The organism is Denitrobacterium sp. (genome assembly GCF_056180635.1).
In genome coordinates this window covers 1-13,479 of the sequence record NZ_JAZZJS010000005.1, presented here as the reverse complement: position 1 = coordinate 13,479, position 13,479 = coordinate 1, and the positions used below count along the sequence as shown (strand labels likewise).

Sequence of the window (13,479 nt, the reverse complement as noted above, 5' to 3'; positions counted from 1 at the left end):
GGTCCGATTCTCATGGTCGCCTCCTAGAGTTCCGCGATGATCGCGCTGGTGGCCGCCTTGGTTTCCGCCATAGCGCGTTCTACGTCGATGGTGGGGAAGTCGCCGTCGCGATAGAGTACGCGCCCGTCGACCATGGTGAGGCAGACGTCGGTTCCGCGCGCGCTGTACACCAGGTTCGCCGCAACGTCGGTTGCGGGCGTGAGATGTGGGGCGTCGAGGTCGACGACGACCAGGTCGGCACGGAAGCCTTCGCGAATGGAGCCGCAATCCTCGCGGCCCTGAGCCAGGGCGCCGTTGCGCGTTGCCGTTTCGAGCGCCTGCTTGATGGATACGGCCGTGGGGTCGCCCGTGGCGCCCTTGTGCAGCACGGCCATGAGGTACATGTCGCGGAACATGTCGTGCGCGTTGTTGCTGGCCACGCCATCGGTTCCCAGCGCCACGCGCACGCCGGCGTCGATCATGGCGGGGATGGGGGCGATGCCGCTTCCCAGCTTCAGGTTGGAAGCCGGGTTGTGCACGGCCGTCACGTTGCGCTCGCGCATGATGCTCCAGTCGTCGGGTTCCGTCCACACGCAGTGGGCCGCGACGCAGGGCATGCGGAAAAAGCCCAGGCTATCGAAGTACGCGATGGGGGTAAGGCCATCGTGACGTTCCTTGCATTCCTCGTGCTCCGACTTCGTCTCGCTCGCGTGGATGTGCGTGCGCACGCCGAAGTCGACCGCCGCCTGGCCCACGGCCTCAACCAGGGCGGGTCTGCTGGTGTACTCGGCGTGGATGCAGAGGTCAATGAGCAGGCGCCCATCTGCGGCGTTGTGGTAGTCCTTCATCAAGTGCTCGTTGATGCCTGAAATGGGAAGCTCGGCGTAGGGCGTGTCGTCGAACGACAGCGTGCCCTCGCTCATGTTGCACTTGATGCCCGATTCCAGCACGGCTTGGGCTCGTGCATCGCTGTGGTAGTACATGTCGGAAAACGAGACGATGCCGCAGCGCAGCATTTCCGCGATGGCGAGCTGCGTAGCCGGAAGCGCGCGTTCGCCCTGGATGTGATCCTCGAAGGGAAAGACCCGTTCGTAGAGCCATTTTTGGAGCGGCAGGTTTTCCGCGTAGCCTCGCAGCAGCGTCATGGGCGCATGCGCGTGCGCGTTGTAGAAGCCAGGCATGAGCGCCTTGCCCGCGCCGTCGTACGTCTCTCCGTACGCCTGCGCGTCTTCGGGCGCCTGTTCGCCCACGTAGGCGATGCGATTGTCTACGGTGCCCACCCAGCAATGGGGGCGTGCCTCGAAGGATTGGTCGATGAGCGTGATGTTGGAGAAGAGCATGGTTCCCCCTGATGTCGCCTTTGCCGATGCATCCATTATACGATTGGGCTTGCCCGCGAGGGGCGCAAGGTGAAATCGGGCGCTAGTCCTCGATGGGCGCGTAGATGACTTCCACGTCGGTGCCCTTGCCGTCGAGGTTCAGGAACTGGGGCGCCGTGAGCATGTCGCCAGCCAGCTTCAAATCGTGCTCCTCGAGGTAATGGCGCAGCGGGTCGTACGACGTTCCCTTCGTGCCCTCCGAGCGCGTGATTTCCCTGCGCCAGCGAACGCAGGGCCCCAGCGGTAGGAGGCGCGCGTGCTGGCGGGCGTTGCGCGAAAGCAGGTGGGCGTCGGTCTGACGGATGCCGATGATGTAGTTGGGCGTTACCGTGCGCGATTGCGTTTCGATGAGCTGGCTCTTTATGATGCGCATGCACTGCGACGCGCCCAACAGCCCATAGAATTCCGCGATGGTGTCCTTCCGCTTGAGCGATACCGTGAAATCGCGCTTTACCGAAGCCTGGATGTACACGCAGTCGGGTACGTTCACGAGGGAAAACGCTTCCTCGTTGTCGCGTTGGCCGATGTAGTTGAGCGCATTCGAGATGGCGTCGACACGACGTTTCAGAATCTCTATCTGCTCTTCGATGTCTTCTTTGCGCGATGCGAGGCTATCGAGAAACGACTCCGTTGCCTGCGGGCAATCGATGTAGTTGATGGCCTCGTCGATGCTGAAGTTGTACGAAAGCAGCTTGCGAAACGCGTTCATGCGGAACGCGTCTTCAGGCGAAAAGTCGCGGTAGCCGTTGTCTTCGCGCGGCGATTGCAGCAGGCCCCGCTTTTCGTAAAAGCGAATGCTAGACTGGCTCAGGCCGGTCATAGCCGAAAACTCTTTGATATGCATGGCCCCTCCCAAGACGGCATATCTCATCTCCCCTTGCGGGATAAACTACACCTTAAACCAGCTTCAAGGTCAAGCGTGTAGTGCGCAAAAAGAAGCTTCGAGATTATTCGGGGATGGCCTCGCGCCAGCGATTGAGCGTGTGCACTACGATGAGCATGGCCGCCACGGAAAGCACGAGCATGATGACGTACGTGTAGAAATAGCTGCCCATCAGGTCCTTCAGGGGGCCGGGCACGAAGTTCATCAGCAGGCCGCCAATAACGTAGACCACCTGGCAGTTCTTGATGAACTTGCCGCGTCCATGTTCGGGGGCTAGTTCGAGCGACCATTCCGAGGTGCCCACGGTGCCCAGGGCCATGCCCGCGCCGAACAGCACGGAGCCCGCAATGGCGAAAAGCGGGTTCACCACCACGGCGCAGCAGAGGCAGGCGATGCCGCCGGTCTGCAGTCCGAACATGAGGGCGGTGGCGCGCGCCGTGTCGATCTTGTCGAACAGCTTGCCCGTCGTGTATTTCGAGACGGTAAGGCTGATGCCCGCCACGGAAAGCATGGTGGCGGCGAAGTAGTCGTTGTACCCCGATGTGGTGAGGTAGACGGAAAGGTACGTGAGCGCGCCCATGCAGATGCCGCCCACCGCAGCGAGGGCGAAGAAGAAGAGGCGGCATGCGCTGTTCTTCATGGGGATGGGGCGGTGGTGCGTGATGCGATGCGCCCTTTCCGCGGCCGTTTCCACGTGCTGGTGCTTCTTCAGGCCCATGACGGAAGGGTCGTTGCGCAAAAGCACGCCCACGACTACGGCGATGATGAGCGCCAGGTACGCTTCCACGATGAAGGCGATTTGCAGCGATACGTTGCTGATGATGGCCACCACGATGAGCGGGATGATGATGCTCGCCACGCCGCTTCCCACGGTTGCGAACCCGATGGCGCTGCCGCGGTCGCCTGCATACCACCTGTTCACAAGCATGGTCATGCCAACCATGCCGCCGAATCCGTAGCCCGCGCCCGCGAGCATGGCGCCGATGATGAACATGGGCATGGCCGTTGCGATGGAATACGCGAAGAAGCCCATAGCCGTGAGGATGGTGGCAAAGCACACGCCCACGCGTGCGCCGAGTAGGTTGAAGTAGCGGTCGACGAACAGCATGGCCACGATGGTGGTGAGCGTTCGCACCGAGAGGATGATGGAGCCGCCCGTGTTGCCCACGGCCGGCATGGCTACGATGTATGGCTGGTATACGCTAAACGATGTGCTGGGCAACCCGATGTTGGCGAAGATGAAAAGGAAGCAGCAGAGCGTGATGACCTTTTCGTAATGGTCTTTCATGCGGTCGTGCAGGTTCCTTTCCCCGTTTCGCCGGATCCGTGTGGCGGGTGCCACATCTGCCGCGAAACATGACTTTCGAATGCCCCTAGAGTGCGCTTTCCGTGAATTTGCGCGTTAGATATTTGTAACGCTTGCCCTGGCATATATGAAGCAATTTCTTCTACTTTAGCGTGAAAGAGTGCCCGATTGAAAAGACGCGTTTTCGTTTTCCCAGTTCGCGGGGTTATTTGAAAAAACCTGTTGACCTTCAACTTGCTTCATAGCCTACGGTGTCTTCATATGTTCCACACAACTCGAATAGGGAAGAGGGAGGCTTACATGGAACAGAACATGGAGGGAAAAGAAGTCACGTCCGCATTGAACGTGGGCATGAATCGCCGTGGATTCCTGAAGGGCGCCGCGCTTTCCGCGCTCGGACTCGCGGGCGTGGGCGCACTGGCTGGCTGCGGTCAGGCCAAGTCGGCGAGCTCGTCGAGCGCCGATAGCACGACGAAGGTCGCCGAGGAATTCAAGGCCGATGAAACGCGTGAGGCCGACATCGTCGTCGTGGGCGCTGGCGCTGCGGGCATGATGGCTGCGCACGTGGCCGCGCAGGGTGGCGCGAAGGTCGTCATTCTCGAGAAGGGCGCCGATTATTCCGCGCCCAACGGCATGTACGTATCCGGCCCGTTCGCCGTTGGCACCGACGTGCTGAAGAACAAGGAAGGCGGCACGACCCTCACGGTTGACGACGCGTTCTACCACGTCATGGAGTATTCCCACTGGACGCCCAATCCGGCGCTGCTGCGTCGCTGCCTGGAAGAGTCCAAGAATGCCGTCGCCGAGCTCGAGGGCATTGGCTACACGTTCGAGGAGAAGAACTTCCGCTTCGAGACCCCGTTCGTGGGCGAGAAGGGTGGCTTCCACCTCATCACCATTCCGTCCGACGAGCGCGTGAAGCTGTGGCAGAGCTCCGTTGAAGCCGACGGCATCGACGTGCAGTTCGACACCGAGTTCGTGTCCCTCGTGATGGGCGACGACGGCACGGTGAAGGGCGCCAACTGCACCAAGAACAAGAAGAACATCACGTACAACTGCAAGGCCGTCATCATGGCAGCCGGCGGCTACCTGGGTAATCGTGACCTGCAGGAACGCTTCCTGCACACGCGCAAGCTGAACGTGGCGCGCGGCGGCGACAGCATCTGCACGGGCGACACCATCCTGGCTGCCGAGGCTGCGGGCGCGGCGCTCGACAAGACGTTCGGCTACTGCCCCTGCGAGTACGGCGGAACCCATAGCAAGGCGAGCCGTCCCGCCAAGCAGGACAAGTTCGACCAGAACACCGCGTTCAAGTTCGGCCTGTATGGCTGTCTGCTGGTAGACGCCGAAGGCAAGCGATTCATCAACGAGGGCCTGCTGTGCGACTATCCCATGAGCTATGGCAGCGAGCAGATCATCCTGAACGCCCCGTGGTACGCGGTTGTCGACCAGGCGTACGTCGATGCCATGAAGACCCAGGGCCTCTACGAGTACACCACGGCCAAGGGCGCTACGAGCGAGAACTGGTTCATTGGCAACTACTTCAAGGGTCGTGTGCTCGAGAACCTCGACGCCGACATCGAGGAAGGCATCTCCGAGGGCTGGTGCTACAAGGCAAATACCTTGAAGGAGCTGGGCGAATTCTTCGGCCTTACCGACCTCGAGGAAACCGTTGCCCAGTACAACGAATATTGCGACGCGGGCGTTGACGCGCAGTTCGGCGCCAATCCCTGGTACCTCTCCAAGGTGGCAACGCCCCCGTTCTACGTCACGCAGAACGAGCCCAGCGCCTGGAGCACCTTCGGCGGCGTGCGCACCGACGACAACTGCAACGTCCTGAAGGCCGAGGATAACCTGCCGATGCCCGGCCTGTATGCAGCTGGCACCGACTCGGGCAGCCTGTACTATTCGCCGTACTATGACATCCCCGGTTTCTGCTATGGCCTGTGCATCGATTCGGGCTACATCTCGGCCAAGGAAGCGCTTTCCTACATCCAGAAGGCCTAGTTCACCACGTCAATATCGTGTGCCCGGCGCGTCCCTCCCTGCGCCAGCGCGGTATGGGCCCGCTTTCCTCCTCGGGAAGCGGGCCCGCTTGCATCTTCTTCGATGTGAACCCCAGATAGTGGTGCAGAGCTGCTTTGGTGAAACATGATGCCAAGGAGCGCTACCTCGGCTACAATAAAGCGGTTTCGAAAGGAGGGGCATGAATCCGCTAATCATCGTCCCGACATACATTTCCGCCCGTGAAAAGGCACGTCCCACGGGTCCCCATACGGTGTACGACCACGTAACGCCGCTTTCCAGGCCCGGTGAGCTGGGCCGCATGCTCAAATCGCTTCAGCGCGTACGCGGCGTGGGCCAGGTAATCATCCCCGTGGCCTCCGAGCGCGACGCTGCCGTTCCCGCGATGCAGAAGGTGCAGGCCATCTGCGCGCAGTTCCCGTCGTTGAACATCATCGTCATCGGCCAAGCCGAACTTGCGCTTATCCGCCAGCGTTTCGAGCAGCTGAACATGGGCCGCATGGAGTTCGAGATTGGACTGGAAGGCTACAGCGCCGTTCGCAACCTCGGCCTGGTCATCGCCAATATCTTCGGCTACGATTCCGCGGTTTTCCTCGACGACGACGAAGTCATCCAAGACCCGGAATTCCTGGCGAAGGGCATCTACGGCCTGGGTAAGCTCACGCGCCGCGGCATTCCCATTCTGGCCAAGACGGGCTACTACCTGAATTCCGAGGGCACGTACCATTCGAAGAGCCAGGACAAGTGGTACAACCGCTACTGGGAGCAGGGTTCGGCCTTCAATTCCTGGATCGACGCGGCCATGCGCGGCCCGCGCCTTTCCCGCAGCAACCACGTGTGCGGCGGGTGCTTGGTGCTCCATCGCGAAGCCTACCGTCGCGTGTGCTTCGACCCGTGGGTCGTGCGCGGCGAAGACCTCGATTACATGCTCAACCTGCGCATGTACGGCTCCGACATCTGGTTCGACAACAAATGGGTCATGCTGCATCTGCCGCCCGATTCGAAGAGCGAGGGCGTGCGTTTCCGCCAGGATATCTATCGCTGGCTCTACGAGTACCGCAAGATGGAGTACGCGCGCACGCAAATCGACCTCAACCAGGTAAAACCCGAGTCGCTCATGCCGTATCCGGGTCCGTTCCTGGAACCGGGCATCAAGAGCCGCGTCACGCGCACCGCGCTTCTGCGCAGCTTCGGGCGCCCCGACAAGAAGCAGTACCGCCTGGCTGCGAAAATCGCCTATGCGGAAGCTTCCGAATACGCCGAGGAAAACTGCTCGAAGTACTTCGAGTTCCAGTACATCTGGCCCGAGCTCATGGCCCGTACGGAAAACGACCAGATCCTACGAACGGCACTGGTGGAATCGGCTGCCCTGCGTCATGGCGAGATGCGCCAGCAGGAAAGCCTCGATCCGGGTGCCACGAGCGAGATTCGCCTGAATCTTCCCGATTCCGAATAGCATAGGTGAACCATTTGGCGATGTTTTTCATATCCGTTGCCGTTGGGGTCATCGTGGGCGTTCTTTCGGGGATGCTCGGTATTGGCGGGGGAACGATAATCGTTCCCCTTCTTCGTTTGGGCTACGGCATGCAGGCCATCGAAGCCACCGCGACATCGCTGTTCACCATCATTCCCACGTCCATTGCGGGCTTGGTGGCCCACATTCGCAATCGCACGTGCCTGGTGCCCGTGGGCGTTGCGGCCGGCCTGGGAGGGGCGTGCACGAGCCCCGTGGGCGTATGGCTTGCGAGCATCTCGCCATCATGGCTGGTGATGTTCGTGGCGGCGGCCGTCATCGCGTATAGCGCCTCGCGCATGCTCATGAAGGGCCTTCGTAAGCCCAAGGCGCCGTCGGCGCGCGCGTCTAATGGGAAAGAGGCGGTTTGCGCTGCCAAGCCCGAGCGTGCGGGCGTATCGGGGCGCAACCTTGCCGTCGGCGCGATTATCGGCCTGATTGCGGGCGTGCTCAGCGGCTACGTGGGCGTGGGCGGTGGCTTTATCATGGTGCCGCTCTTCCTGGCCTACGTGGGCGTTTCCATGCATCAGGCGTCGGGTACGTCGCTGCTCGCCATCGTCATCCTTGCCATCCCCGGCACGATTAGCCAGTGCCTGCTGGGCAATGTGCACGTCCTTGCGGGCGTCGCGCTTGCCGTTGGATCCATTCCGGGCGCCATACTGGGCGCCAATCTCGCGCGTCGCATTTCCGACCGCACGCTCCGCGTCTTTTTCGGCTGCATGCTGATGGCGATGGCCCTCATGCTCGCCTCGAATGAAGTATTCTCCCTGATGAAATAGGAAGGTCTCCATGTTCTCGCACGTTCCCCGCCATACCCAGTACATACTCGCGGAGGCCGCGTTCGCCTTCATCGCGGTGGTTGCCGCGGTGTGCATGGCCGTGATGATGATCGACCCCATGCGCAACATGCAGCTCGTGGTGGCCGTTGGCACGATTTTCACCATCAGCCTCATCATCCTCATTCGCCTCTGGCTCGACCCCGACCGCATTCGTGCAGTTCAGAGCAACGCCGTGTTGAAGCTGGCAAGCAAGATGGCGGCCAGCATGTCGGGTGGCCTGAACGAGCAGAGCGCCCAGGAGATCTGCGAGGCACTCCTGCCCGCCACGAGCGCCATTGCGGTGGCCATCACCGACGATAGCGTGATCATTGGCTATGCGGGAAGCGGCCGCGAATACAACCAGCAGGGTTCGCCCATTCGCACGGTCGCCACGCATGCCACCCTGGACGATGGCAAGATGCGCGTGCTGCATTCCTCGGCGGAAATTGGCTTTCCCGAAGACCATCACATCATCAACGCCGGCATCGTGGCGCCGCTTATCGTAAGCGGCAAGGCCGTGGGCACGCTGAAGTTCTACTACCCGCGCCCGCGCAACATCAACGAGACGCAGGAATCCATCGCCGCCGGCTTCGCGGAGCTCCTTTCCACGCAGGTAGCCGCATCGGCCTTGGAAGAGCAGAAGAAGCTTGCCACGTCGATGGAGCTCAAGGCGCTGCAGAGCCAGATCAACCCGCACTTCCTGTTCAATACCATCAACACCATCGCATCGTTCGTGCGCACCGACCCCGACAAGTCGCGCGTGCTTTTGCGCGAGTTCGCGACGTTCTACCGCCGCACGCTCGAGGATGCCTCCGACCTGATTACCCTTGCGCGCGAAGTCGATCAGACGGAGCGCTACCTCACGTTCGAGATTGCCCGCTTCGGTGAGGAGCGCTTGCAGCTGGAGTCCGACGTGCCCAGCTCGCTGTCCGAAAAGCTCGTGCCCGCGTTCATGATCCAGCCCCTGGTTGAGAACTCGGTTCGCCACGCCATGCCCGCTACGGGCACGCTTCACATCTGCGTGAAGGCGTGGAGCGAGGGCGACGACCTTCTCATCTCCATCACCGACGACGGCATTGGCATGAGCGAGGATAAGCGTCGCAACATCGCGGCCCCTGGTTCCTCCACGGGCCTGGGCATCGCGGTGCGCAACATCAAGGAACGCATTCTGGGCTATTTTGGTCCCGATTCGTACATGGACGTGCAGAGCGAGGAAGGCAAGGGCACGTCGGTGACGCTGTTCCTGAAGGATTGCTGCAAGGCCGAGGATACCCCCAGGTAGCTGCCGCGCCTGCATACGTCTGCCGTGCATGCGTGCGGCGCGTGTGCGCGTTGCCAGCTGCTGGATTGCGCATATGGTTCCTGCAGCGTTCCGTATTCAGTTGTCACACATTCTGAACGTTGCGGCGAACATGCGGAATTCTCGGTGAAACGACAGCCGATGTCATATACTTGGAACGGTAAATCGATGCGCACCACCACATGGTGGGTAACCGGTTGAAAGGAGCACCACGTGGTGCTGAAAGCAATTATCGTTGATGACGAAGCCCCAGCTCGTTCCGAGCTGAAATTCCTGCTCGATGAGCTCGGCCAGACGGAAGTCGTTGCCGAGGCGGCCAGCGTGCGCGAGGCTATCGAGAAGCTGAAAGACTATCCCTGCGATGTCATGTTTCTCGACATCAGCATGCCCGAGGCAAGCGGCCTGCAGCTCGCCGACGCCCTGCAGCATCTGAAGTTCCCGCCCGCGGTGGTGTTCGTTACCGCCTACAGCGAGTTCGCAATCGACGCATTCAAGGTAAACGCCATCGACTACCTGGTGAAACCGGTTGAAACCGAGCGCCTGTCCCAGGCTATTGCCCGCGTGAAGGAACATGTCGCGCTGCATGCCAAGGTGCAGAAGCTCGAGCGCATTCCCGTCGAAAAGGGCGGCAAGAAGATCCTCATCGGCATCGACAGCATTCGCTACGTCATGGCGCGCGACGATTACGCGTACCTGCAAACCGACAGCGACAAGTACTTCAGCACGGTTAGCTTGGCTCAGCTCGAAAAGCGCCTCGATGGTCATGGCTTCTTCCGCGTCCATCGTGGCTACCTGGTCAACCTGTCGCAGGTCGTGGAAATCGAGTCCGTGTCGGGCGGCACGCTGCTGCTTACGCTCGATGGCTGCGAGGAAAAGGTTCCCGTTTCCCGCCGCCGCGTGTCTTCCCTGAAGAAGGCCCTGGGCCTGTAGTTTGGTCTGCTCATAACAGTGAAACGCCCGGCTCGCTTCGGCGGCCGGGCGTTTTTCGTGCGTGATAGACGTGGCGTGCGGCGGAAACGCTTTGGGCGTTGAGTGCGCACCTCGGGAATTTGGGCCGCTTTAGGCATTCGGGCGCGCTGCGTGCAAATGCCAGAAGCCCGCGGGCACGTGCATGCTCGCGGGCTTCTCGTGCTTGGCTTATGTGTGGGGTACCGCCAAGCTGTTAGCCGATGATTTCCTCTCCAAAGCGATAGAGCTCTTCGTTTGTCTTCTGCAAGCTGCAGCCGCGGTCGATGCAGAAGATGATGATGGCGTCGCGCCTGTTCTTCGAATACAGAAGGCTTGCGCCAGCCGCTTCGAGTGCGCGGTTGGTCTCGGTGAGGTTCAGCGCCATGGCAAGGGCGATTTGGAGGACTTTGTTACGGCTTGGTCGGCGTTGCCCCTTGAAGATCATGTAGCCGTAGGTGGGGATGATGTTGGCCATGCGCGTAACCTGGGCCTCTTCAAGACCCTTTTCCTTTAGCAGGGTCTGCAGGTATTCCGAAAGCGAACGCTCGGTGAATTCGTGCCCATCGATGAACTCGTCAACGCTGGGAGCGTTGAGCAGCTCGTCGAGCATCTTGTCAGTTAGCGGTTCTTGCATGGGTTTCCTTTCTTACTCAAGGGTACCCTACCCGAACTTATTTGGCGCTTCATTAACTGGCAGTTAATGCGCGTTATGAATTTGGGAAGGAAAATGGGGAAGCGTGGAGCATAGGTTTCTGTAATGGCTTGCGAATCTAGTTTGGCGATAGGAGCAGCTATGGCTGAATTGAATATGGAGCATGGTGAGTCTGCGATTATGCGGCTTGATTCCGTTAGCGTGAACTCCCATGGCGCCCGAGATGTCGTTTTGACGAACAAATACATCCATGTCGTCGAAAAGTCGACGTGGACGAGTCGCGTGTTAAGCGACAAGAAATACCCAATCAGTCAAATCCCTATCATTGGGAATCGGGCGAATGTGCGGATGGTTAATGAGTATGGCTTGAGAAAGTGCATCATTCAGTTGTCGACTGGAGATGTTCTCGAGCTGGTGTCGGGGGAGAGGATAGATTTCTCCCCGTTTTGCAGCGAGATTAATCGCCTCATTACCGGTATGGCAACGATGCCTGCCGAGGAGAAGCATGGCTACTCCGATGACTTTGCTCAAATTTTTTCGGCGTTTAATCCTTTCGGGGGCAAGAGGGACAAGAAGCGGCAGGCGCAGCAGGACCAGGGCCCGCAGCGTGTAAAGGCGTCATGCGAAGCGTGTCATGCCCCAATAGAGGGTTATACGGGGCAAGTCGTTACATGTGAGTATTGCGGAACTGGACAGAGGCTATAGGGAGAACGAAATGGGAATCGTACGGGCATTCACCGATGCTGTAGGCGGTACGCTTGCAGACCAGTGGAAAGAGGCGTTGACTGCTGCGCCCTTTGACGAGCATGTCGTTGTGGCTCCAGGTACCCAACGTGGCGACAGCCATGGCCGAGGCGTAAATTCGTTTGGGGAAGAGGGCGTTATCACCAACGGTTCCCTCATATATGTGCCGGAAAATACCGCGGCGTTTATCTTCTGCCAGTCTTCGATCGAGAACGTCCTAACCAAGCCCGGAAAGTACGAATATGCTGCTGGTCAGGGGAGTATTTTCAATGGCGATGGCATACGCGCGTCCATAGTTGGCCAGGTGAAAGACAGGGTTAAGTTCGGCGGTATAGCCCCCGATCGAAAGCAGGTTGCCTTCGTAAACCTGCGAGAGATACGGGGCATTAAATTTGGCACGCGCGGCCCCCAGGTTTACAACGACAAGTTCTACGGTGCCGACCTTGAGGTTACGGCGTATGGCAAGTTTTCCGTGCAGGTGTGCGATGTGGAAACGTTCGTTCGGAAGTTTTTGCCACCGGGTGTGTATCACTATTCGTTCGATGACGAAAACGTTCGTGACCAGATACTTGCAGAGTTCATGCAGTCGTTCATCGTGGCGTTGAATTCCCTCTCTGCCGAATATCGGATTTCGCAGCTGCCCTCTCGGATGGACGCGGTGTCGCAGGCGGTTGTAAACGATGAGCAAAACGCGGGAACATGGCCTGAGCGTTTTGGCTTGGAAATCCGAAGCGTTGCAATTGAGAATGTTGAGTTCACGCCCCAGTCGCGCGAGCTTGTGCGGCAGTATGCATCAACGAGAATGAATGTCGCGGCGTATGAGGGCGTATCGCAGCAAGCATCCAATATGGCTGCGCAGCAAAAGATTGCGCAGGGTATTCAGGATAATGGATTGGGTGACGGTGGCGGAATGCTGTTTGGCATGAATATGGCGCAGGCCATCAATCCCAATGGTCAGATTGGATCGTCGGGTCAGAGCGTGGATGAACGAATTGAGACGGTTAAGAAATTGAAAGAGCTGCATGACGCGGGCATTCTTTCTCAGGAAGAGTTCGATGCAAAGAAACGGGAGCTGCTGGGGTTGTAAGCCCCGCGAATTCTTTTGCGACTTATTAACTGCCAGTTAATGAAAACGCTTCTTCCATTAACCAAACTGGGTGGTGTCGTAATGGAGTGTTTCATGTGTTTGAGAGGGGTAGATTATGAACGTAGGGACGAGGCTTCGCGGTGTGTTTACCGCATGCGTGGTGGTTGCCGCGCTTATGGCGGGCGTGTGCATGACGGGTTGCTCGGGGTCCGGCTCGCAGCAGTCGAATTCATCTTCGGCCACTCAGGAGCAGAAGAGCGAGTTTGTGGGCTATTGGCAGATAGAGTCGGGGAAAATTAGTGGCACGTCGTATACGTCCGATCAAATTGATAAGAGGCGATCCGGTGGCCTTAATATCTTGGTTGTGATGAAAGAGGATGGTTCTGGTTTGCTAGCCGCGCCTGGTTCGGATGGTCTTAGTGAGCAATCTTTTACGTGGACGGATGCTGGTGATGGAAATGCGACGGTGCGAATGTCTGGCTCTGAAACCGATAGTTCCAACAAGTGGCAGCTGTCGAACGGCAAGCTTCTTCTAACGCAGGGTAGCGATTCGATAACCTTTTCCATGATTAGCGAATCAGCATACAATGAGGCGTACGAAAGCCTTAAGGCTGCTTCGTCTTCATCTTCCAGCTCCTCCAATTCTTCCAGTTCGTCTAGCTCCTCGAGCGACAGCGAGGTAACGCCTGAACTCAAGTCCTTCCTGGACGAGTACGAGGCGTTCATTGACGAGTACGTCGACTTCATGAAGGAGTACAAGAGCTCGGGCAATGTCTCGTCGCTGCTGAGCAAGTATTCCAGCATCATGTCGAAGTACAGTTCGTTCATGGAGAAGTACAACGCTA

General features: G+C 59.1%; 12 protein-coding genes. 8 read left to right on the top strand and 4 right to left on the bottom strand.

All coding sequences use genetic code 11. The features are described 5' to 3' along the window. Positions 1-23 precede the first annotated feature (23 nt). The 3 genes from AC04P6_RS00185 to AC04P6_RS00175 all read right to left on the bottom strand — a co-directional run bounded on the left by AC04P6_RS00185 (position 24) and on the right by AC04P6_RS00175 (position 3,529). Positions 24-1,319 (bottom strand): amidohydrolase, encoded by a 1,296-nt coding sequence (locus AC04P6_RS00185; protein WP_475564565.1) that lies wholly within the window; start codon positions 1,317-1,319, stop codon positions 24-26. 82 nt (positions 1,320-1,401) lie between these two features. Continuing rightward, positions 1,402-2,202 carry a MerR family transcriptional regulator gene (locus tag AC04P6_RS00180; protein ID WP_475564564.1) on the bottom strand — a complete coding sequence of 267 codons (801 nt, stop codon included), beginning with the start codon at positions 2,200-2,202 and terminating at the stop codon, positions 1,402-1,404. Positions 2,203-2,305: 103 nt separating this feature from the next. Beyond that, complete coding sequence (locus tag AC04P6_RS00175; protein ID WP_475564563.1) at positions 2,306-3,529, bottom strand: MFS transporter; 1,224 nt, start codon at positions 3,527-3,529, stop codon at positions 2,306-2,308. 318 nt (positions 3,530-3,847) lie between these two features. Between AC04P6_RS00175 and AC04P6_RS00170 the strand changes: the two genes are divergently transcribed. The 5 genes from AC04P6_RS00170 to AC04P6_RS00150 all read left to right on the top strand — a co-directional run bounded on the left by AC04P6_RS00170 (position 3,848) and on the right by AC04P6_RS00150 (position 10,133). Continuing rightward, entirely contained in the window at positions 3,848-5,554 is a 1,707-nt protein-coding gene (locus tag AC04P6_RS00170; protein ID WP_475564562.1) for an FAD-binding protein, read from the top strand. A 199-nt stretch (positions 5,555-5,753) separates the two neighbouring features. Further along, positions 5,754-7,028 carry a hypothetical protein gene (locus AC04P6_RS00165; protein WP_475564561.1) on the top strand — a complete coding sequence of 425 codons (1,275 nt, stop codon included), beginning with the start codon at positions 5,754-5,756 and terminating at the stop codon, positions 7,026-7,028. Positions 7,029-7,048: 20 nt separating this feature from the next. Further along, positions 7,049-7,864: a sulfite exporter TauE/SafE family protein gene (locus AC04P6_RS00160; protein WP_475564560.1), complete on the top strand. Its 816-nt coding sequence runs from the start codon at positions 7,049-7,051 to the stop codon at positions 7,862-7,864. A 10-nt stretch (positions 7,865-7,874) separates the two neighbouring features. Further along, positions 7,875-9,185 carry a GAF domain-containing sensor histidine kinase gene (locus tag AC04P6_RS00155; protein ID WP_475564559.1) on the top strand — a complete coding sequence of 437 codons (1,311 nt, stop codon included), beginning with the start codon at positions 7,875-7,877 and terminating at the stop codon, positions 9,183-9,185. A 234-nt stretch (positions 9,186-9,419) separates the two neighbouring features. Further along, a complete protein-coding gene (locus AC04P6_RS00150) occupies positions 9,420-10,133 on the top strand; it encodes a LytR/AlgR family response regulator transcription factor (RefSeq protein ID WP_475564578.1) in 714 nt (237 codons plus the stop codon). Between the two features lie 232 nt (positions 10,134-10,365). Here AC04P6_RS00150 and AC04P6_RS00145 read toward each other — a convergent pair whose 3' ends face one another. Beyond that, a complete protein-coding gene (locus AC04P6_RS00145; RefSeq protein ID WP_066659947.1) occupies positions 10,366-10,785 on the bottom strand; it encodes a hypothetical protein in 420 nt (139 codons plus the stop codon). A 159-nt stretch (positions 10,786-10,944) separates the two neighbouring features. Here AC04P6_RS00145 and AC04P6_RS00140 point away from each other — a divergent pair, with 159 nt between their 5' ends. The 3 genes from AC04P6_RS00140 to AC04P6_RS00130 form a co-directional block, all read left to right on the top strand. Beyond that, complete coding sequence (locus tag AC04P6_RS00140; protein ID WP_475564557.1) at positions 10,945-11,508, top strand: hypothetical protein; 564 nt, start codon at positions 10,945-10,947, stop codon at positions 11,506-11,508. Between the two features lie 10 nt (positions 11,509-11,518). Then, positions 11,519-12,634 carry an SPFH domain-containing protein gene (locus AC04P6_RS00135; RefSeq protein ID WP_475564556.1) on the top strand — a complete coding sequence of 372 codons (1,116 nt, stop codon included), beginning with the start codon at positions 11,519-11,521 and terminating at the stop codon, positions 12,632-12,634. Between the two features lie 115 nt (positions 12,635-12,749). Then, positions 12,750-13,479: DUF6591 domain-containing protein (locus tag AC04P6_RS00130; RefSeq protein ID WP_475564555.1), on the top strand; the 730-nt coding region annotated here is incomplete at its 3' end.

What these genes read in the sequence shown, in the direction of transcription:
- AC04P6_RS00185 (WP_475564565.1), bottom strand. Translation starts at nt 1,319, where the DNA reads ATGCTCTTCTCCAACATCACGCTCATCGACCAATCCTTCGAGGCACGC.
- AC04P6_RS00180 (WP_475564564.1), bottom strand. Translation starts at nt 2,202, where the DNA reads ATGCATATCAAAGAGTTTTCGGCTATGACCGGCCTGAGCCAGTCTAGC.
- AC04P6_RS00175 (WP_475564563.1), bottom strand. Translation starts at nt 3,529, where the DNA reads ATGAAAGACCATTACGAAAAGGTCATCACGCTCTGCTGCTTCCTTTTC.
- AC04P6_RS00170 (WP_475564562.1), top strand. Translation starts at nt 3,848, where the DNA reads ATGGAACAGAACATGGAGGGAAAAGAAGTCACGTCCGCATTGAACGTG.
- AC04P6_RS00165 (WP_475564561.1), top strand. Translation starts at nt 5,754, where the DNA reads ATGAATCCGCTAATCATCGTCCCGACATACATTTCCGCCCGTGAAAAG.
- AC04P6_RS00160 (WP_475564560.1), top strand. Translation starts at nt 7,049, where the DNA reads ATGTTTTTCATATCCGTTGCCGTTGGGGTCATCGTGGGCGTTCTTTCG.
- AC04P6_RS00155 (WP_475564559.1), top strand. Translation starts at nt 7,875, where the DNA reads ATGTTCTCGCACGTTCCCCGCCATACCCAGTACATACTCGCGGAGGCC.
- AC04P6_RS00145 (WP_066659947.1), bottom strand. Translation starts at nt 10,785, where the DNA reads ATGCAAGAACCGCTAACTGACAAGATGCTCGACGAGCTGCTCAACGCT.
- AC04P6_RS00140 (WP_475564557.1), top strand. Translation starts at nt 10,945, where the DNA reads ATGGCTGAATTGAATATGGAGCATGGTGAGTCTGCGATTATGCGGCTT.
- AC04P6_RS00135 (WP_475564556.1), top strand. Translation starts at nt 11,519, where the DNA reads ATGGGAATCGTACGGGCATTCACCGATGCTGTAGGCGGTACGCTTGCA.